General features: G+C 71.4%; 17 protein-coding genes. 2 read left to right on the top strand and 15 right to left on the bottom strand.

What is annotated here, in order from left to right; translation table 11 throughout:
• The first annotated feature begins 152 nt into the window (after window positions 1-152).
• Window positions 153-959, top strand: a complete 807-nt coding sequence (locus OG389_RS31140; RefSeq protein ID WP_328301858.1) for a tyrosine-protein phosphatase — start codon at window positions 153-155, stop codon at window positions 957-959.
• A 48-nt stretch (window positions 960-1,007) separates the two neighbouring features.
• On the opposite strand, the gene OG389_RS31135 is transcribed toward OG389_RS31140, so the two are convergent.
• The 15 genes from OG389_RS31135 to OG389_RS31065 form a co-directional block, all read right to left on the bottom strand.
• Window positions 1,008-2,441 (bottom strand): aspartate aminotransferase family protein, encoded by a 1,434-nt coding sequence (locus OG389_RS31135; RefSeq protein WP_328301856.1) that lies wholly within the window; start codon window positions 2,439-2,441, stop codon window positions 1,008-1,010.
• Window positions 2,438-3,469, bottom strand: coding sequence for an adenosyl-hopene transferase HpnH (gene hpnH, locus OG389_RS31130; RefSeq protein ID WP_328301854.1), 1,032 nt, complete (start codon window positions 3,467-3,469; stop codon window positions 2,438-2,440). Before hpnH ends, OG389_RS31135 begins: the two co-directional genes overlap by 4 nt.
• A 5-nt stretch (window positions 3,470-3,474) precedes the next feature.
• The gene (locus OG389_RS31125) at window positions 3,475-4,137 is read right to left on the bottom strand and encodes a phosphorylase family protein (protein ID WP_328301852.1); all 663 of its coding nucleotides are present in this window, start codon (window positions 4,135-4,137) and stop codon (window positions 3,475-3,477) included.
• Complete coding sequence (gene shc, locus OG389_RS31120) at window positions 4,137-6,170, bottom strand: squalene--hopene cyclase (RefSeq protein WP_328301850.1); 2,034 nt, start codon at window positions 6,168-6,170, stop codon at window positions 4,137-4,139. The genes OG389_RS31125 and shc overlap by 1 nt, the downstream gene beginning before the upstream one ends.
• A 115-nt stretch (window positions 6,171-6,285) precedes the next feature.
• A complete protein-coding gene (locus OG389_RS31115; RefSeq protein WP_443059480.1) occupies window positions 6,286-7,380 on the bottom strand; it encodes a polyprenyl synthetase family protein in 1,095 nt (364 codons plus the stop codon).
• A gap of 89 nt (window positions 7,381-7,469) precedes the next feature.
• Entirely contained in the window at window positions 7,470-8,843 is a 1,374-nt protein-coding gene (gene hpnE, locus OG389_RS31110; RefSeq protein ID WP_328301846.1) for a hydroxysqualene dehydroxylase HpnE, read from the bottom strand.
• Window positions 8,844-8,934: 91 nt separating this feature from the next.
• Window positions 8,935-9,885, bottom strand: a complete 951-nt coding sequence (hpnD, locus tag OG389_RS31105) for a presqualene diphosphate synthase HpnD (protein WP_443059479.1) — start codon at window positions 9,883-9,885, stop codon at window positions 8,935-8,937.
• A gap of 71 nt (window positions 9,886-9,956) precedes the next feature.
• Window positions 9,957-10,898 (bottom strand): squalene synthase HpnC, encoded by a 942-nt coding sequence (gene hpnC, locus OG389_RS31100; protein ID WP_328304239.1) that lies wholly within the window; start codon window positions 10,896-10,898, stop codon window positions 9,957-9,959.
• A 382-nt stretch (window positions 10,899-11,280) separates the two neighbouring features.
• The gene (locus OG389_RS31095; protein ID WP_328301842.1) at window positions 11,281-12,060 is read right to left on the bottom strand and encodes an ABC transporter ATP-binding protein; all 780 of its coding nucleotides are present in this window, start codon (window positions 12,058-12,060) and stop codon (window positions 11,281-11,283) included.
• A complete protein-coding gene (locus OG389_RS31090) occupies window positions 12,053-12,982 on the bottom strand; it encodes an ABC transporter permease (RefSeq protein WP_328301840.1) in 930 nt (309 codons plus the stop codon). The genes OG389_RS31095 and OG389_RS31090 overlap by 8 nt, the downstream gene beginning before the upstream one ends.
• A gap of 96 nt (window positions 12,983-13,078) precedes the next feature.
• Complete coding sequence (locus OG389_RS31085) at window positions 13,079-13,942, bottom strand: glycosyltransferase family 2 protein (protein ID WP_443059478.1); 864 nt, start codon at window positions 13,940-13,942, stop codon at window positions 13,079-13,081.
• Between the two features lie 35 nt (window positions 13,943-13,977).
• Entirely contained in the window at window positions 13,978-14,757 is a 780-nt protein-coding gene (locus OG389_RS31080; RefSeq protein ID WP_328301836.1) for a CDP-alcohol phosphatidyltransferase family protein, read from the bottom strand.
• On the bottom strand, window positions 14,735-15,796 hold the full coding sequence (locus OG389_RS31075) for an iron-containing alcohol dehydrogenase family protein (protein ID WP_328301834.1): 1,062 nt from the start codon (window positions 15,794-15,796) through the stop codon (window positions 14,735-14,737). Before OG389_RS31075 ends, OG389_RS31080 begins: the two co-directional genes overlap by 23 nt.
• Window positions 15,784-16,536, bottom strand: a complete 753-nt coding sequence (locus OG389_RS31070) for a phosphocholine cytidylyltransferase family protein (protein ID WP_328301833.1) — start codon at window positions 16,534-16,536, stop codon at window positions 15,784-15,786. The genes OG389_RS31075 and OG389_RS31070 overlap by 13 nt, the downstream gene beginning before the upstream one ends.
• On the bottom strand, window positions 16,533-18,323 hold the full coding sequence (locus OG389_RS31065; RefSeq protein ID WP_328304237.1) for a DUF5941 domain-containing protein: 1,791 nt from the start codon (window positions 18,321-18,323) through the stop codon (window positions 16,533-16,535). The genes OG389_RS31070 and OG389_RS31065 overlap by 4 nt, the downstream gene beginning before the upstream one ends.
• A gap of 452 nt (window positions 18,324-18,775) precedes the next feature.
• Here OG389_RS31065 and OG389_RS31060 point away from each other — a divergent pair, with 452 nt between their 5' ends.
• The gene (locus tag OG389_RS31060; RefSeq protein WP_443059369.1) at window positions 18,776-20,104 is read left to right on the top strand and encodes a GNAT family N-acetyltransferase; all 1,329 of its coding nucleotides are present in this window, start codon (window positions 18,776-18,778) and stop codon (window positions 20,102-20,104) included.
• Window positions 20,105-20,211: the final 107 nt, after the last annotated feature.

Here is a 20,211-nt window from a genome sequence, read left to right as displayed (position 1 = left end):
CGACCGCCCCGGCAAGGCAATTCAGCATTCACGATCAGGCACTCACGGTCACCGTATGATCTGGCTCACGGGAGGTGTCCGATCTCGCCTCTCGCTATGGCAAGTTGTCTGCAAACAACGCAATTCGGACACGGACGACACGGAGGAGCCCTGTGACCCAGCCGATACCCCAGAGTCCGCGCACGGAGCCGGTACTGACCGGAGTGCGCAACTTCCGCGACGTGGGCGGCCTGCCCACCACGGACGGCAGGCGGGTCAAGTCGGGACGACTGTTCCGAAGCGGACATCTCGCGCATGCCACCGAAACCGACGCGGAGTTCCTCCGCTCGCTCGGCCTGCACACCGTCTTCGACTTCCGCAACGGCGCCGACAAGGCACTGGAGGGCCCGGACGTGGAGCTGCCCGGCGTGCGCAACGTCGGCATTCCGCTGTCGGATCCGGCCGCCGGCGGGGAGTTCTGGAAGATGGTCCGCGAGGGGGACCTGGCCCAGCTCCGCGAGCTCCTGGGCGGGGGCAAGGGTGCCGCACGGATGTCCCGTTCGTACCGGGAGATGATCAGGACCCGTACCGCCGAACACAGCCGGGTCCTGCACGCGCTGGCCGAGGACAGTGTCCCGGCCCTCATGCACTGCGCCGCCGGCAAGGACCGGGCCGGCCTCTCGATCGCCGTCACCCTGCTCGCGCTGGGCGTCGAGCGCGAGGCGATCGTCGCGGACTACCTGGAGTCGAACGCTCCGCACAACCGCTACCGGGTCCGCCGGGCCAGCGGCACCCCGGAGGCCCGTCATCCCGAGGCGATGGAGCTGCTCGCCCCGCTCTTCGACGCCCGCGCCCCGTACCTGACCACGGCCTTCGCGACCATCGACGAGGAGTGGGGCGGCGTGGAGCGCTACTTCGCCGAGGGGCTCGGGCTCACGCCCGAGACCCTCGGCCGGCTCCGTGACCGGCTGCTGGACTGACGCACCACGAGGCAGGCCGTCCGCCCGGGGCGCGCCCCCGCCGCCGGCTCAGCGGTTGGCGACGGCCTGCCTCACCAGCGTCCTGCCGAAGTCCCACATCAGCGCGCCACCACCGTGCGCCTCGTCCATGACCTCACGGAAGGCACCGACGAACCGGTCCACGTCCGCCTCGTCCACGATGAGCGGCGGGATCAGTTTGATCACTTCCAGGTGGTCCCCGGATACCTGCGTGAGGATCCGGTGCTTCTGCAGCAGCGGCACCACGACCATCTGCGCGAACAACCCCTTGCGCGCCGCCTGCAGCATGGTCCAACGGCTCCGCAGCCCGAGCGAGGACGGCCGACCGAACTCGATGCCGATCATCAGCCCGCGTCCCCGTACCTCGTGGAGCAGTTCGTACTCGTCCACGAGCACGGCGAGCCGCCCGCGCAGCAGGTCGCCCATCGCGCGGGCGTTGTCCACCACCCGCTCGTCCTCCATGACGGAGAGCACCGCGAGTCCGGCCGCCATCGCCTGGGCGTTGGAACCGAAGCTGGCGGAGTGGACGAGCACCCGGTCCATGGAGGAGTAGACCTTCTTGAAGATCCAGTCCTTGCCGAGGGTCGCGCCGACCGGCACATAGCCGCCGGAAAGGGCCTTGGCGACGCACACCAGGTCCGGTTCCACCCCGGCCTCGTGCTGGTAGGCGTAGAACTCCCCGGTGCGTCCGAGGCCCGTCTGGACCTCGTCCGCGATCAGCAGCGCCTTGTGCCGGTGCAGCAGCTCCTGCGCGGCGAGCAGGAAGCCGGGTGGTGCGGCGAGCACCCCCTTGCCCTGGATCGGCTCGACGACGAGGGCCGCCACGTCCCCCTTGCGCAGCTCGCGCTCCAGCGCGCCCAGGTCGCCGAGCGTGATCTTCGTGTCGGGCAGCAGCGGCGCGAAGCCGTCCCGGAAGCCGTCTTCGCCGTTGACCGAGAGCGAGCCGGTGGTGAGCCCGTGGAAGGCGTGGTCGCAGTAGAGGACCCTGGGCCGCCCGGTGGCGTACCGGGCGAACTTCAGGGCGGTCTCCACCGCCTCGGTGCCGCTGTTGCCGAAGAAGACCCGGTCCAGGTGCGGGCTGTGGGCGAGCAGCTTCTCGGCCAGCAGCCCGGGCAGCGGCTGGCAGTCGAAGCGGGTGAGGTCGGCGAGCTGGGCGTCCAGCACGTCGTGCAGGGCCTGCCTGACCACCGGGTGGTGGCGGCCCAGGCCCATCACCCCGAACCCGGCCAGCATGTCGAGGTAGTCGTTGCCCTCGGCGTCCCAGAAGTGGGCCCCCTCGGCCCGCTCGTAGACCTTGTCGAAGCCGATGGTGTGAAGCATCCGGGGCAGCTGGTGGTTGAGGTGACGGGCGTGCAGTTCGTACCGCTCGCCGCCGCGCTCGGCCAGCAGGGCGCCCAGGTCGAAGCCCTTGCCGCGGACCCGGCCGCCCGCCTCCCCCACCCGGCCCGCGTGGACCTCGCTCATGCCGACCTGTCCCGGTTCCCGCCCATGGTCTCGCGGACCGCGCGCAGCGACTCCTTCAGGGAGCCCATGGTGGCCAGGACGGCGGTGGGCTCGTACCCGCAGTGCGCCATGCAGTTCGCGCAGCGCGGATCCTTCCCGCGGCCGTACTTGCTCCAGTCGGTGTCCTCGATCAGTTCCCGGTACGAGGGCACGTATCCGTCGCTCATCAGATAGCAGGGGCGCTGCCAGCCGAAGAGCGAGTAATTCGGAATGGCCCAGGCGGTACAGGGGAAATCGGCCTTGCCTTCCAGGAAGTCCAGGAAGAGCGGGGAGTGGTTGAGGCGCCAGCGCCTGCGGTTGCCGCCCGAGAAGGCCTTCTTGAATAGTTCGCGGGTCTGCTCGACACCCAGGAAGTGTTCCTGGTCGGGGGCCTTTTCGTAGGCGTAGGCGGGCGAGATCATCATCTCGTCCACCTGCAGGTCGTCATTGAGGTAGTTCAGCACCTCGATGATCGTCTGCGGGGTGTCGGTGTTGAAGAAGGTGGAATTGGTGGTCACCCGGAATCCGCGGCTCTTCGCCTCCTTGATGGCCGCGACCGCCTCGTCGAAGACGCCTTCCTTCGCCACCGATTCGTCGTGGCGCTCGCGCAGTCCGTCGATGTGCACGGCGAAGGCGAAGTAGGGGGAGGGTGTGAACTTCTCGATCTTCTTGCGGAGCAGCATCGCGTTGGTGCAGAGGAATACATACTTCCGCTTAGCCACCAACTGGCGCACGATCTCGTCGATCTGCGGGTGCATCAAGGGCTCACCGCCCGCGATGGACACCATCGGCGCGCCGGACTCCAGCACGGCGCCGACCGCCTGGGCCACGGGCATGCGCTGCTTGAGCACCCCGGCCGGGTGTTGGATCTTGCCGCACCCCTCACACGCCAGGTTGCAGGCGTAGAGCGGTTCCAGCTCGACGATCAGCGGGAACTTCTCACGCTTGCGGAGCTTCTGTTCGAGCAGGTACGTCCCGACCCTGATGGTCTGTCGCAGTGGCATGGCCATCTGGCTCACCTCCTGGGGAGCAGCAAAGAACGGTGCCAGTCATAAAACGCGGGCAGTAGTGCGCGCAGTACGCGAAAGGCTGATATTCCTCCGCGAACAGTGCCAATACGGACGAGCTCATGCTCCGGAGCGTCCACGATCACCCGGACGGCCGCAACCGGGCGGTCCGCGCCGGCGGCGGCCCCGCCCCGGGCCGCGGTCCACAGCGTGGCCGCCGATTCCATGTCGACCCCGATGGCGCCGGTGGCGCGCAGCTGCGCGCGCTCCTGGCCCCGGACGACGTGGTCGGATCCGGTCAGTGCACCGAGGTGTACGGTCCGGCCGGGTACGGCCCGGGCCAGCGCCTCGGCGAGCAGGGCGGTACCGGTGCAGGCGACCGTGCCGCGCGGGTCCCGGGTCTCCTCGGCGACGATCAGGTCGCCGGGGCTCATGCCGGGCAGCAGCCCGGCGCAGAATCCGGTGGCGAGCACCGCCGCCCCGCGCAGCCGCGGCCCGTCCAGTGCCCGGCCGACCGCACGCTCGGCCGCGCGCGGGCCCATGCCGGTGCGCAGGATCTCGTACCGGTCGGGCGCGCCCGTGTCGCGGCCGCTGCGCAGGGCCGTCCGCTCGATGCGCAGCGCGCAGGCGATCAGCAGCGGCGGCGGGCTCCCGGCGGGTCGGCCTGCCATCAGGCCTCCCCGGTGGACGGGGCAGCGTTCGGCAGGGCGGCCGGATCCGCGTACCGGCCGCCGGGGCCGAACGGTTCTCCGTACAGGTACCGGCCGAGCGCGGTGAGCGGGAAGACCTGCCGGTACAGGTGGTAATTGATGGAGAAGTCCCAGGGGAAGCCGGTCCCGGTGAAGTACGGCTCGTCCCAGGTGCCGTCCTCGCGCTGGGTGGAGACGAGGTGCGCGATCCCCCGCTCCACGGACGCCGCCCCGCGCTCCCCCGCCGACAGCAGGGCCATCAGCGCCCAGGCCGTCTGCGAAGGGGTGGAGGCGCCCTTCCCGGCCCAGGACCGGTCCTTGTAGGAGCGCTGGTCCTCACCCCACCCGCCGTCCTCGTTCTGTACGGATTCCAGCCAGGCCACGGCCCGCCGGATCGCGGGGTGCGAGGGGGCGAACCCGGCGGCCGCCAGGGCCGGTACCACCGAGCCGGTGCCGTAGACGTAGTTGGTGCCCCAGCGGCCGAACCAGCCGCCGCATTCATCCTGTTCGGCGAGGAGCCAGGCGATCCCGCGCCGGGTGCGCGCGTCGCCCGCCCGGCCCTCCACGGCGAGCATCTCGACGACGTGGGCGGTGACGTCGGCCGACGGCGGGTCGATGACCTCGCCGAAGTCACAGAAGGGCAGCTTGTTGGGGAAGGGGCTGGTGTTGTCGGCGTCGAAGGCGCCCCACGCGCCGTTCTTCGACTGCATGCCGAGGTTCCAGGACACCCCCCGCGCGATGGCCCCCTCCAGTCGCGCCGGATCGGGGTACTTGATCCGGCGCAGGGCGAGGACCACTTCGGCGGTGTCGTCGATGTCGGGGTAGTTGTCGTTGTGGAACTCGAACGCCCACCCGCCCGGGGCCAGCCCGGGCCGGCGCACGGCCCAGTCCCCGCTGCGGACGATCTCCTCGCCGAGCATCCAGTCGGCGGCCTTCACCAGGGCAGGGTGGTCGGGGCTCAGTCCGGCGTCGGCCAGTGCGATGGCCGCCAGGCAGGTGTCCCACACCGGGGACTGGCAGGCCTCGATCATGCGGGCGCCATCCGCGCGCCACACCGCGAACCGGTCCAGGGACTCCAGTCCGGCGCGCATCACCGGGTGCTGGAGGTCGTAACCGAGCAGGTGCAGGGCGATGACGGAGTACACGGCGGGCGGCTGGATCCCGCCCCAGCAGCCGTCGTTCTCCTGCCGCTCCACGATCCACCGGCCGGCGCTGGCCATCGCCGCCCTGCGCACCCGGCGCGGGGCGAAGCGGCGGTAGACGTGCAGGGCCCGGTCCATCCGCTGGAAGGCGCCGTCCCAGCTGGTCATCGGCGCGAGCCGCTTGACCGGGTTCGGCGTCCGCGCGTCCGTGTGCAGCTCGTCCAGGGCGAACGGGGCCGGGCGCACCGGGCGCAGTGCGGAGACCACGGTGAGGGGGACGATGGTCTGGCGGGCCCAGCAGCCGAAGTCGTAGATGTTCAGCGGCACCCAGGGCGGCAGGAAGACCAGTTCGGGCGGGAGTTCGGGCAGGTGGTCCCAGTTCCACCAGCCGAACAGCGCCAGCCAGATGCGGGTGAAGACGCGGGCGCCTGCGATTCCCCCGTGGGCCCGGATCCACGCCGAGGCGCGGGCCATGTGCGGGGCGTCGGGCGCGTCACCGGCCAGGCGCAGGGCCACGTAGGCCTCGATGGTGGCGGACAGGTCGGAAGGGCCGCCGTGGAAGGTGGCCCAGGTACCGTCGTCCCGCTGCTCGCCGCGGACGAACAGGGCGCAGGCCCGCGTGGTGGCCTCGTCCCGGATCCCGAGGAACTGGCGCAGCAGCAGATCCTCGGCGTCCATGGTGACGTTGGTCTCCAGGTCGCCCTTCCACCAGCCGGCCTCGTCCTGCCGGTCGAGCAGGTCCTGGACCGCCCGGGCCGTGGCCTCCCGGACCGCCCTCGTCCCGCCGGGTCCGTGGCCCGGTGGCCCCGCGGCCGCGCTGTCGTCCGGGTCGGCGCCGCAGGCACTGGCGCCGCCGTCGGTCGTCGCTGTCATGGCTTCCCCTTTGCGTGCAGTGTCCTCTGCTGTCCTGGGGTGTGCCGTCGGCCGGTACTACTGGCAGGTAGTACCGGCCGGCGACTCGCGATTCATATGCGCGAGCGGGTGGCGATCACCTCTTGCGCACGACGACGAAGTCGGCGAGCGCCACGAGCTGGTCGCGCACCCGCTGGTCCATGTCCACGTCGTCGAGTGCCCTGATCGCCACCGCGTGCTGGCGGCGGGCCTCGTCGGCGGTCCACTGACGGCCGCCCGCGGCCTCGATGAGCGCCGCGCGGGCCGCGAACTCCTCCTCGGAGAAGTTCTCGAAGTCGTTGCTCTTGGCGTCGGCGGCGAGCAGCTCGGCGAGTTCCTCGCAGGCCGGTCCGCCGGCCGCGAGGGCGGCGACGACCGGCAGGGACTTCTTGCGCTGGCGCAGGTCGCTCCAGGTCTGCTTGCCGGTGGACTCCGGGTCCCCCCAGATGCCGAGGAGGTCGTCGACGGCCTGGAAGGCGAGCCCGAGGTGGTAGCCGTACTCCTCCAGTTTGTCCGCCGTACGGTCGTCCGCGCCGCCGAGCACGGCGCCGATGGAGACCGCGCAGGCGAGCAGGGCGCCGGTCTTGTTGCCCTCCATCTCCAGGCACTCCTCGACGCTGACGCTCTCGCGGTGCTCGTAGGAGATGTCCTGCGCCTGGCCGTCGATGAGCTTGCGGCTCGCGGTGGTCAGGCGCATGGCTGCGCGGCCGGCCTCGACCGTGCCGAGCTCCAGCAGCACCTCGTTGGCCAGGGCGAACAGGGCGTCGCCGACCAGGATGGCGAGGGCCGGTCCGTGGACCTTCCACACCGTGTCACGGTGGCGGCGCTGCTCGTCGCCGTCCATCAGGTCGTCGTGCAGCAGCGAGAAGTTGTGCACGAGCTCGACCGCGACGGCTCCCGGGATGCCGACCTCGGCCGCGGCTCCCGCGGCCTCGGCGGAGAGCAGGGCGAGGGCGGGGCGGACGGCCTTGCCGCCGTCGCCGTCCGCAGGGTTGCCGTGCGCGTCGATCCAGCCGAAGTGGTAGGCGGCGACGGTGTCCATGGGCGCGGCGAGCCGGTCCACGGCGGCGCGGAGCACGGGCGTCGAGAGCGTACGGCCGCGCTCGAGGAGGGCGATCGTGTCCGCCTTCTCCCCGCCGGCCGGGCCCGTACGGGCGTCCGTGTTCTCGACGGCCGGATTCCCCGGGTTCACTGGCTCTCCTCTGGTTCCTGTACGTACTGCGGTGCGTGGTGCGTTGCCGGTGGTGCTGGTACCGGTGGCGCCGATGGCGCCGATGGTGGTCATGCCGCCTCCTGCAAGGGGTGTTCGCGGTGGCGGCCCAGCGGGGCGAGCGCGGCGTGGGCCGCGCTCAGTCCGCTGCGGACGGCGCTCTCCATGGTCGCGGGCCAACCGGTCGCGGTCCACGCACCGGCGAGGTAGAGCCCCGGCGTGTCGGTCCGGGCTCCGGGCCGCAGCCGGCCGACGCCGGGGGTGGGAGCGAACGTCGCGGTGCGCTCCCGGGTGACGAAGAAGTCCCGTACCTTGGCGCCGCGCGCCGCGGGCAGCAGCCGTTCCAGCTCGGGCAGGTACTTAGCGCGCAGGACCGAGACGGGCTCGTCGATGTCCTGGTGGGCGACCGACTGGGACAGGGCCAGGTACTGGCCGCCGTCGGGCAGTCCGGAGGACTCGGTGCGGTCGAAGACCCACTGGACCGGGGAGCCGAGGGCCGCGAAGAAGGGCTGCTTGAGGACCTTGCGGTCGTAGACGACGTGCACGTTGAGGATCGGCGCGGTGCCGATGTCGAGGAGCTTGTCGGGGTCGGCGAGCGCACCGGCCGGGAGCAGGCCGTGCGCCTCGCGCTGCGGGACGGCGAGGACGACGACGGCGGCGTCCAGCGACTCGCTCTCGGTGTCCACCCGCCAACCACCTTCCGGTGTACGGGAGATGCCGGTGACCCGGGTGCGCAGTTCGGTGCGCACCCCGGCGGCGTCGAGGGCCTCGCGGGCGAGGGTGTCGTGCAGGTCCCCGAGGGGTACGCGGGCCCAGCCGATGTCGGCGGCGCCGTTCTCGGAGAGGAGCCCGGTCTTGAAGACCATGGCGGCCAGGCCGAGCGAGGACTGGCCGGCGGTGGCGTTGAGGGTGGCGATGCCGACGAGGTCCCACAGCGCCTCGATGGTGCGCGGGGACTGGCCGTACCGGCCGAGCCAGGTCGCGAAGTCCAGGCCGTCGAGCGCCGGGTCGGCGGGGTCGAGGCGGCGCAGCGCGAGCGCGGCGCGCCCGACGCTCGCCCGTTCGGCGAGCGAGAGGTGCGGGTAGCGGGCGAGGGAGCCGGCCAGGTGCAGCGGTACGGGCAGGGCGCTGCGGCGCAGCCGGCCGAGCCGGGGGCCACCGGGGTGGGCCACGTCGAGGACGGGCACGTCGAGGCGGTCCTGCAGGGGCGCCAGGCCGGCGCCCCCGACCCGGTCGAGGAACCACCGGTAGGCGGTGCAGCAGCGCAGGTAGACGTGCTGGCCGTTGTCCACGGTCAGGTCACCGCGCTTGAAGGAGAACGCCAGGCCACCGAGGCGGGGCCGGCTCTCCAGCAGGGTCACCCGCAGGCCCGCGTCGGCGAGTTCCAGCGCGGTGGTGACGCCGGCGAGCCCACCGCCGACGACCACGGCGTGGTTCTCGGTCATGCGTCCTCCTCTGTCGCCCCGGCAGACGCCGCCGGGCACCCTGGGGTTGCTCCCGTCCGTTTCGCCGGCTCGGCGCGCCGGCCCGCCGCGGTCAGAGCCGCCGCCTGGTGCTCTGGCGCGAGATGGTCCGCGCGTCGAGGCCGGAGAGGCCGCGGACGGCGACGTACGCCTTCTCGTGCGGCGGCAGCGAGACCCGGCCGCGCAGTACGGCCTCGGGCTCGCGCTCGATGCGGTCGAGCAGGCGGCGGTAGATGCCGGCCATGGCCGCCACGCAGGCGCCGCTGCGCCGGTCGAGCATGGGGAGCAGCCGGTAGCCCTCCGTGAACAGGGCGCGGGCGCGCCGGACTTCGTGGTGCACGAGCCCGGCGAAGTCGGAGCCGGGGGGCATCCGTTCGCTGCGGAAGCCTTCGGAGCAGCCGAATTTGGCGAGGTCCTCGGCGGGCAGGTAGGTGCGTCCGTTGCCCGCGTCCTCGCGGACGTCCCGCAGGATGTTGGTGAGTTGCAGGGCGAGGCCGAGGGTGTCGGCGTACTCACCGGCACGCGCCGCGTCGTGCGCGCCGGTCCCGGCGGAGTTCGCCGTGCCGAACACGCCGAGCGAGAGCCTGCCGATGGCCCCGGCCACGCAGCGGCAGTAGACCTTCAGGTCGTCCCAGGTCTCGTAGGTCTCGCCGCGCACGTCCATCAGGACGCCGTCGATGAGCTCGTCGAGTCCTTCGAGGGGGATCGGGAAGCGGCGCGAGGCATGCGTGAGGGCGACGGCGACCGGGTCGGTGTCGTCCTCGTCGATCTCCTCGGCGCGGATCCGTCCGAGGAGGGTGCGGGTCTCTTCCAGCCGGGTCAGTTTGACCTCGGGCGGCAGGGTGCCGTCGCCGATGTCATCGACCCGCCGGGAGAAGGCGTACAGGGCGGACATCGCCTGTCGCTTGTCGGTGGGCAGCAGCCGGATGCCGTAGGCGAAATTGCGCGCCTGCGAGCCGGTCACGGCCTCGCAGTAGCTGTAGGCCGCTGAGATCGGCGGGGACATCGCGGCCGGTGAAGACATCGGGTCCGGTGCGGACATCGCTGTGGGCGCGCCCGGTTCGGACGCGTGTGTGGGGCCCTCCACGGTCGGGCTCACCCCTTTCTCGGCGCTGTGCGCAGGACGGCGGCCACCTCGCGGAGCAGGCCGCTCCTGGTGGGCGTGGGCGGGCCGGGCAGTACGTCGAAGCCGGCGGCGGTGACGGCTCGCAGGGCGGCGCGCCCGCCTCCCACGAAGCCCGCGAGCAGCAGCCGCAGCCTTCCGTGGACGCTGCCGACGAGCGGCACGCCTTCGTTCAGGAACTCCCGGGCGCGTTCGGCCTCGAAGGCGATCAGGGCGCGTACGGAGGCTCCGGCGGACGGTGCCGCGAGGTCGGCCTCCGTCACGTGGAAACGGCGCATGTCCTCGGCCGGGAGGTAGATCCGGTCCCGGCCGAGGTCCTCGGCGACGTCCTGGAGGTGTTCGGTGATCTGCAGGCCGGTGCAGACGGCGTCGGAGCGGCGGATCCGCTCGGGGGTGCTGGTGCCGGTGAGGGCGAGCACGAGGCGGCCCACCGGCTGCGCGGAGAGCTCGCAGTAGCCGATGAGGTCGCCGTACGTCCCGTACAGCGCGACCCGCTGGTCCTGGCGGTTGGCCTCGATGAGCGCGAGGAACGGCTCTGGGGTGAGCGCGTGGGCGCGTACGACAGGTTGCAGGGCCAGCATCAGGGGGTGGCGCGGGGGCCCGTCGGTCCCGCCGAACACGCGCCACAGATCGGCTTCGCAGGCGTCGAGCATGGCGAGCCGGTCGTCCGCGGCCGCGGGGTCGAGGCCGAACAGGACCGCGTCGCGGCCGCCCGGGGCGAGGTCACCGTCGCCGATGTCGTCGACCAGGCGGGCGCATCCGTAGACCGCCATCAGGCCCCCGCGCCAGGCGCGGGGAAGAAAGACGGGGGCTACGGGGAAGTTCTCTGATCGCGCCTTGCCGAGGGTGGCGTCCGGGTGGGCCTGGAGGGAGGTGGCGGGGGCGTCGGGGAGCTCGTGCGGCCGGTGGCTGATGCCGTGCCCCGGGGTCACCGCCCGCCGCCCGGGGCGGGGACGGCCGTCGTGCCTGGGGGCCGGAGAATTCCCGTAGCCATTGCCGTCACATCTCCCGTTCTACACTGCCAACCCAATACATCCTATTTCGGACACGCCGCCGGGTTTTCACCGGGGCTCCCCAGGCTGTTCACCTGCGGGGAATCGTCCCCTCTTGCCCGCGATTGAGGACTGGCCCAGCTTACGCTGTACAACGCCGCGACGGCCCGACGGGTATTCGCTCCACTACCGAATGTCGCCCGCGCGCCGCCGCGCGAAAGGGAGCGTCCCGGTGCACGGGACTCCGCACGGCATGCCGCGGCCCCCGCCGCCGGACGCGGTGGGGGCCGTCGGTGGGAATCCGTCAGCTGGTCGCCTTCTCGTACGCCGAGACGACTTCCTCGGTGGGCCCGTCCATCAGGAGTTCGCCCCGCTCCAGCCACAGCACCCGGTCGCAGGTGTCGCGGATGGACTTGTTGTTGTGGCTCACCAGGAAAACGGTGCCGGCGCTCTTTCGCAGTTCGCGGATGCGCTCCTCGGAACGCACCTGGAACTTCCGGTCACCGGTGGCCAGCGCCTCGTCGATCATCAGGACGTCGTGGTCCTTCGCCGCGGCGATGGAGAAACGCAGACGCGCGGCCATACCGGAGGAGTACGTGCGCATCGGCAGGGAGATGAAGTCCCCCTTCTCGTTGATGCCCGAGAAGTCGACGATGTCCTCGTAGCGCTCCCTGATCTGCTCGCGGCTCATGCCCATCGCGAGACCGCCGAGGACCACGTTGCGCTCACCGGTGAGGTCGTTCATCAGCGCCGCGTTGACCCCCAGCAGCGAGGGCTGGCCGTCGGTGTACACCTTGCCGGACTCGCAGGGCAGCAGACCCGCGATGGCGCGCAGCAGGGTGGACTTGCCGGAGCCGTTGGATCCGATGAGGCCGATGGCCTCGCCCCGGTACGCCGTGAAGGAGACTCCGCGCACGGCGTGGACCCGGCGCACGCCCGGCGCGTCGCCCTTGCCCCGGCGGACTATCTTGCTCAGCGCCGCCGTGGCGCTGCCCTTGCCGGAGCTGCCGGTGTTGACGCGGTAGACGATGTGCACGTCGTCGGCGATGACGGTGGGGACGTGCCCCTGGTTGTTCTCAGCCACGGCCGTAACGCTCCTCAGCCTTCCAGAAGTACACGAAGCCGCCGAGGCCGATCAGCACGGCCCAGCCGACGGCGAAGGCCCAGACGTGCGGCGGCAGGTTCTCCCGGCCGTACCCGTCGATGAGCGCGTAGCGGATCAGGTCCATGTAGATCGCGGCCGGGTTCCACTGGAGCGCGTCCGAGATCCACTGGGGCTTGCCCTTGAGCATCTCGCTGATCGAGAACATGACGCCGGAGGCGTACATCCACGTACGCGTGACGAACGGCATGAGCTGCGCGAGGTCGGGGGTCTTGGAACCCATCCGTCCGAAGATCAGCGCGAGGCCGGTGTTGAATCCGAACTGCAGGACCAGCGCCGGGATCACCAGCAGCCAGGACAGTCTCGGGTAGTTCCCGAAGGCCATCGTGACGACGAACACGACGATCATCGAGAACAGCAGCTGCTGGAGCTGCTGGAGCGAGAAGGAGATCGGCAGCGAGGCGCGCGGGAAGTGCAGGGCGCGGACCAGGCCGATGTTGCCCGGGATGGCTCTGACACCCGCCATCAGCGAGCTCTGCGTGAAGGTGAAGACGAAGACGCCGATCACCAGGAAGGGGATGTAGTCGTCCTTGTGGATGCCCTTGCCGGCGTTCAGGATCAGGCCGAAGATCAGGTAGTAGACCAGCGCGTTCAGCAGTGGGGTCGCCACCTGCCAGATCTGACCGAGCTTCGCCTGGCTGTATTGCGCTACCAGCTTCGCCCGGGAGAACGCCATGATGAAGTGGCGCCGGTCCCACAGCTCGCGCACGTACTGGGTCAGACCGGGGCGGGCCCCGCTGACGGACAGGCCGTACTTCCTGGCGAGCTCCGCGGAGCTCAGCCCCGCGTCTTCGGACAGCGGCCTGCTCGTGGCGAGGGCGCCGTCCTGGGTTGTGTCACTCACAAGATGAAACTTTCCGTCTTCATGATGCGGCAGAAGGTGGCATCGGGCCTGAGTCGGTCGGAACGTGATCGCGCCATGGTCTCAGACCCGAACGTGTCAGATGACAGGCGGTCGGCCCAGCCGGGTCAGCCGCCAGACCGTGCGCCATTTCATGGGGCGCCGGGGACCGCAGGAGGTGGTCCACCCCTCCTTGAACCCCCCGAACCAGGCCTTGAGCGCCGGACCGGAGGGCCTGCGCAGGAGCGTCAGCAGGAGCCAGACGCCCACGTAGACCGGGACCAGCGGGGCAGGCAGGTTGCGGCGGGCGAGCCATACCCGGTTGCGGGCCACCATACGGTGGTAGACCGCGTGGCGGGATGGGGCCGTGGTGGGGTGCAGGAGCACCATGTCCGCCCGGTAGTCGATCAGCCACCCGGCGTCGAGCGCCCGCCAGGCCAGATCGGTCTCCTCGTGCGCGTAGAAGAACTCCCCCGGAAGGTTGCCCACCTGCTCGAACACCGTCGAGCGGACGGCGTTGGCGCCGCCCAGGAAGGTGGTCACGCGCGAGGAGCGCATCGGGTCGGAGGCCCGCAGCCGGGGCACGTGACGGCGCTGGGTCTCACCGGTCTCGGGATCGGCGATCCGGAAGCTGATGATCCCGAGCTCCGGATCCTCGGTGAAGGCCTGCCGGCACAGCTCGGCGGTGTCGGTGCGCTCCAGCAGTCCGTCGTCGTCGAGGAAGAGCAGGACGTCCACGTCGAAGCCCGCGCCGTCACCGGAACGGAAGGCCTCGATGCCGACGTTGCGGCCGCCGGGGATGCCCAGGTTCTCGGGCAGTGCGACGGTGCGCACGCCCGCCGCCGGGTCGGCCAGGCCGGTGAGCGGTACGCCCTGGCCCACGACGACCACCTCGACCGGTGCTCCGTCCTGCCGGGCCACCGAGTCGAGGAGCGCCTTGAGCTCGTCGGGGCGGTTGCCCATGGTGATGATGACGGCGCCCAGCCGCACCGGCGACGTCACTTGAGCCTGCTGGAGGCCAGGACCGAGACCAGGTGCAGCAGCGTCTGGAGCAGCGCGATGCCGGCCAGCACGGCGACACCGAGCCGGGAGAAGTACAGATCGCCGCGGACCTGGTCCAGGATCGCCAGCACCAGGATGAGCAGGGATGCCTCGATGCCGAGGATCAGCCGGTGGAACTTCAGCATCGAGGCGGCCCGGCGGGCGAGCGCCATGCCGGACGAGCGCGGCTCGGACGCCGCTTCCTTCACCGGCTCCTTGCCGACCTGGTGCCGGGCCACGCCGACCAGGTCGGTCTCGGCCTTGATCAGGATCGCGCCGAGCGCCGCGAGGGTGCCCAGGAACGCCCACAGCCAGTCGATGCGCCCGCTGCCCCACAGGTCCGAGGCGCGCAGGCCGAAGCCGACCAGGACCGCCGCGTCGCACAGGTAGGCGCCGACCCGGTCCAGGTACACGCCGGAGAGCGAGAACTGCTTCTTCCAGCGGGCGACCTCGCCGTCGACGCAGTCGAGCAGCAGGTACATCTGGACCGCCACGACACCGAGGACGGCGCCCCAGACGCCCGGCACCAGCAGGGCCGGGGCCGCGAGCACGCCGGCGACGGTCATCACGTAGGTCAGCTGGTTCGGCGTGACCTCGGTGGTGACCAGGACGCGGGTGATGCGCAGGGAGATCTCGCGCATGTAGAGGCGTCCGCCCCAGTGCTCGCCACTGCGCCGGTCCTTGACGCCCGGCGGGTGAACGACGGGCCGGAGTTCAGCTACGGATGGTCTTGGCATAGTCGGCGTAAGCGTCCCTGATCTCGGCTGCGGACAAGTTGAGGTGCTCCAGGATCGTGAAACGTCCCGGGCGGGTCTGGGGGGCGTACTCGACGGCCGCGACGAACTCGTCGACGCTGAAGCCGATCTCCTCGGGGAGAACGGGCAGGCCGTGCCGGCTCAGCACCTCGACGAAGAGCCCGGACTGCTCCTGGGCCCCACGCAGGTGCATGGCGAAGGCGGCGCCGATGCCGACCTGCTCGCCGTGGAGCGCGGAGCGTCCCGGGTAGAGGAGATCGAAGGCGTGGCTGATCTCGTGGCAGGCGCCCGAGGCGGGACGGGTGTCACCGCTGATCGACATGGCGATGCCGGTGAGGACGAGCGCCTCGGAGAGCACGGTGAGGAACTCGTCGTCGCCGCAGCCGCCGGGGTGGCGCAGCACGGACTGGCCCGCGGTGCGGGCCATCGCGGCCGCCAGGCCGTCCACGGCCTCGCCGGTGATCTCGTGCGAGAGCTCCCAGTCGGCGATGGCGGAGATGTTGGAGAGCGCGTCGCCGATGCCCGAGCGGACGAACCGCACCGGGGCGTCGCGGATCACGTCGAGGTCGATCACCATGGCGATCGGCGTGGGGACCCCGTAGGAGCCCCGGCCGTTGTCGTTGTCCAGGGTGGCGACCGGTGAGCAGATCCCGTCGTGCGCCAGGTTGGTGGCGACGGCCACCATGGGCAGCCCGACCCGCGCCGCGGCGTACTTCGCCACGTCGATGATCTTCCCGCCGCCCAGGCCCACGACCGCGTCGTAGCGGCGGCCCTTTATGTCGTCGGCCAGCTTGACCGCCGAGTCGATGGTCCCGTCGACGACGGGGTACCAGTCGGCGTGCGGCAGTACGGGCTCCAGCTTGGCGCGCAGCGCCACGCCGGAACCTCCGCTGATCGCGATGGCGAGCTTGCCGGAGGCGGAGATCCGCTGGTCGGCCAGGAGTCCGGCCAGGTCGTCCATCGCCCCGCGACTGATGTCGACGACGAGGGGCGAGGGGATCAGCCTCGTCAGTACTGGCATGCGATCGTCCGGCCCTTGGCGAGGTCGTCGTGGTTGTCGATCTCGACCCACTTGACGTCACCGATGGGAGCCACGTCGATGGTGAAGCCGTCGTTGACGAGCTGCTGGTAACCGTCCTCGTAGTAGAGGTCGGGGTCGCGCTCGAAGGTGGTCTTCAGGGCCTCGGCCAGCGCCTCGGCGGCCTCCGGCTCGATCAGGGTGACGCCGATGTACTCGCCGGTGGCGGTGGCCGGGTCCATCAGCTTGGTGATCCGCTGGACGCCCTTGTCACCGTCGACGATGACCTTCATCTCCTCGTCGGCCAGCTGCTTGACCGTGTCGAGGGCGAGGATGATCTTCTGGCCGTTGCCGCGGGCGGCGAGGAGGGTCTTCTCGACCGAGACGGGGTGGACGGTGTCGCCGTTGGCGAGGATCACACCCTGCTTGAGGACCTCACGCGCGCACCACAGGGAGTAGGCGTTGTTCCACTCCTCGGCCTTGTCGTTGTCGATCAGCGTGATCTTGACGCCGTACTTGGCCTCCAGCGCCTCCCGGCGCTCGTACACGGCTTCCTTGCGGTAGCCGACGACGACGGCGACCTCGGTCAGACCGACCTCGGCGAAGTTGCCGAGCGTCAGGTCGAGGACCGTGATGCTCTCCTCGTCGCCTTCGGGGCCGACGGGCACGAGGGCCTTGGGCAGGGTGTCGGTGTAGGGACGCAGGCGGCGTCCGGCACCGGCAGCGAGGACGAGGCCGATCATGCTGGTTCTCCTTCGTCATGTACGGCGGGTGCCCCGGAGGAAACCCAGAAGCGGATGCTCTCCACGAGCACCACGAGTGCCACGAACACGGCCAGGGCCGTGAGCGCGACGGGGAAGTCCACGGCGCGCGACGCCAGGACGGAGGCCAGGACCGCGGTCAGCAGCACCCGGCCCTCGTGCCCGCCGGTCGTCCGCACCAGCCAGTGCGGGGGCGCGCCGGTGCCACCGCGGATGCGGTAGACCGTGTCGTAGTGATGGTAGGCGACCGCCGCGACCAGTCCGAATGCCGCCGGAAGGGCCCCGGGGACGTCCGCCCTGACGGCGAGCCCCATGACCGTGAGGTATTCGGCGGCCCGGAACAGCGGCGGGACCAGCCAGTCGAGTGCGCCCTTGAGCGGCCGCGAGACCACGCTGCCGCTGAGCACGGCGTAGAGCAGTGCGGCGGAGACGACCTTCCAGGAGCCGAACGGCTCGATCCAGGCGGCCGAGACCACCAGGGCCGAGCCGAGCACGGCGAAGAGCAGGCGCAGCGACGGCGCCGGGCGGCCCGTGACGCGGGCGGCCAGCTCGGCGAGGGGACCCGAGTCGGCGAGGTCGGCGAGGGCCTGGGCGGCCCTGTCGGTACGGGTCGCCTTGCGGGTCAGGGAGCGCAGGACCCGGCCGGCGGTGGTGTAGAGCGCGCCGAAGGCGCAGCCGGCGAGCAGGGCGTAGAAGACGATCCGGGGGGTGGTCACGGCGGTCAGCACCGCGATCATGGCCCAGCGCTCACCGATCGGGAGGATGATCATGCGCCGCACCCAGACCGTCCAGCCGACGCTGTCGAGCTTGTCGGACAGGGCCGCGGTGGGGCTCGTATTGGCCATGGCGTCGTGGTTGGCCTCGTTGAAGGCGAAGTCCACGACGTGGCGGCAGGTCATCAGGATCATGGACCCCAGGGCCAGGGCCCAGACGTCGTCCCCGTTCCTGGCCGCGCCGAGCGCGAGGCCCGCGTAGAAGGAGTACTCCTTCGCGCGGTCGAAGGTGGCGTCGAGCCAGGCGCCCATCGTCGAGTACTGGAGCGAGTAGCGGGCGAGCTGCCCGTCCGTGCAGTCCAGTACGAAGGAGACGAGGAGCAGCACACCGGCCGCCACGTAGCCCCAGCGGTCACCGGTGGCGGCGAAGCCGGCCGCGATCAGCGCGGTGATCAGCGAGGCAGTGGTGACCTGGTTGGGGGTCAGGCCGCGGCGCGCGCACCAGCGGGCGATGTAGCGCGAGTACGGGCTGATGAAGAAGGTGGTGAAGAACCCGTCGCGGGACTTCACGGCGGTGCGCAGCCGTGCGGCCTCGTCGTCGACGGCGCCCACCGCGGCGGCCACCGTGTCGCGCTCGGCGGCGGTCCGGGGGACGGCGGCGACGAGGGTGCCCAGCTCGGGGCGGTGGACGGGGGTGCCGGCCGCCTCGGCGGCGGCGGCGAGCCGGTCGGGGTACGGGCCGTTGCCCACGGGGGCGGACGCGTCGAGCGCGGCGGCCCGGTCCAGGGCCGCGCGTGCGCCGGGCTGGACGGCGAATGCCCCGGTGACGGCGCAGGCGTCGAACCGCGGGTCGGTCAGCGCGAGGCGCAGTGCGTGCACGTGCCCGACGAACTCGCTGTCCACGACGGCCACCCGCTGGTCGGCGGGTACGAGCGCCAGCGCGGCGGCGGTGTCCGGCGGGGTGGCGGCGGGGCGGACGTCGAAGCCGAGGGAGCGCAGCTCGTCGGCGAGCGCTGATCCGGGCACCGGCAGGCCGGTAAGGATGACGGTCGGCAGACGAACTCACTCCTTGCACGAACACGGGAACGCGCACGCCCGATGGGGCGGCGGCACGTCGGCAGAGGCTATCGGATGAACGGAAGCAGGGGTTCACCGCCCGTTTACGCCCCGATAAGCCGAAAATCACGGTGCAGTGGGCCCCGTTCCGATCATCATTGACGATGAGAAGGAGCGATCACAAACCGCCCCGGCCCCGGCTGCTGTTAGGCTCGCCGCAGACAGGTACGAGTGCCGCAAAAGTGTGCTAACCGCCCGAACGTCACGGAACAGAGAAAGAGGTGGGGTTGATGACCGTCGCAGGCGTCGCCGCCCAGCGCAGCGAACTCCGGTACGTCCCCCTCTCCTTCCGGGCGTCCGGCCGGGCCTGATCGCACTGATCGCAGCTACTGCCCCCAGCTGGCGCTGGGGTGTGCCCCGGATCGGCCGGAGCCCCCTTTCAAGGGTTCACGTTGACCGACCACAGCGACAACACCGCTAACACCAGCAACCCCTACACCACCGACTTCAGCACCCGGAGCGACCTCTTCTTCGAGGCGTTCTTCGAGCTGCACCGCGGCCTGCCCCGGCAGTCCCCCGGTTCCGACGCGACCACCCGCCACCTGCTGTCCCTGTGCGGACCGCTGCCCGTGCGGCCGCGCGTCCTGGACCTGGGCTGCGGTCCGGGTGCCGCCGCCCTGCTGCTCGCCGCCGAGGCGGGAAGCCGGGGCGCCGAGGTCACGGCCGTCGATCTCAACGACGGCTTCCTCGACGAGCTCCGTACGGCTGCCGCGGCCCGCGGGCTCGCCGGTCGGGTCCATGCCGTCAAGGCGGACATGGGCGCCCTCCCCCATCAGGATGGTTCCTTCGACCTCGTATGGGCCGAGGGTTCCGCCTACAACATCGGCTTCGCCACCGCGCTCGCGCGGTGGAAGCGGCTCCTCGCCCCCGGCGGCACCCTGGTGCTGAGCGAATGCGAATGGACCGTCCCCGAGCCCTCCACCGGGGTCCGCGCCTTCTGGGACCCGCACTACGCGCTGCGCTCCACCGCCCGCAACCTGGCCGCCGTCCAGGCCGCCGGGTACCAGGTGCTCGCCGTCCACCGGCAGCCCGACTCCGACTGGGCCGCCTACTACGGCCCGCTCGGCGAGCGGGCGGCCCGGGCTCCGGAGCCCTCCGGGCCGGAGGCCGCGGCCGCGCTGGGCTTCGTACGCGAGGAGGTCGCCGTACGGGAGCGGCACGGGCACGAGTACGGGTACACGGCCTACGTCCTGCGCCCAGTGACGGCCGGGGACGGCGGCGCCTGGCCCGTCCGCCCCGAGAACGCCGCGGACGCGGCCGCCCTGCACGCGCTGAACTCGGCCGCCTTCGGGACCCCGGCCGAGGCCGATCTCGTGGACGCGCTGCGTGCCGACGTCTCCTGGCTGCCCGGGCTCTCCTACGTGGCCGAGGGCCCGGACGGGTCGGTCGCGGCGCACGCCCTGCTGACCCGGTGCGAGGTGGACGGGGCGCCGGCCCTCGCACTCGCGCCGGTGGCCGCCGGCCCCGCGGTCCAGCGCTCGGGCGCCGGCAGTGCGGTCGTACGGGCGCTGCTCGCGGCCGCCGCGGGGCGCGGGGAGAAGCTGGTGCTCGTCCTCGGGCATCCCGCGTACTACGCGCGTTTCGGGTTCGCGCCGGCCTCGCACTTCGGGATCCGGGCACCCTTCGACGTACCCGACGAGGCGATGATGGCGCTGGTCCTCGACGATTCCGCACCGGTCCCGACGGGCACGATCAAGTACCCGGCACCCTTCGGAGTCTGAAGCAGGTGAGCGGTCTGCCCTGCGCCGCTTATCACGCGGCGGGGGGCAGACATGCGCGGATCGCCGAAGTGCGGACAAACCTCTTTTGTACGGCAGACTGAAGGTCG

Origin of the sequence: Streptomyces sp. NBC_00435, assembly GCF_036014235.1 — a bacterium.
GTDB lineage: Bacteria > Actinomycetota > Actinomycetes > Streptomycetales > Streptomycetaceae > Streptomyces.
This window is presented reverse-complemented; position numbering and strand designations above follow the sequence as displayed.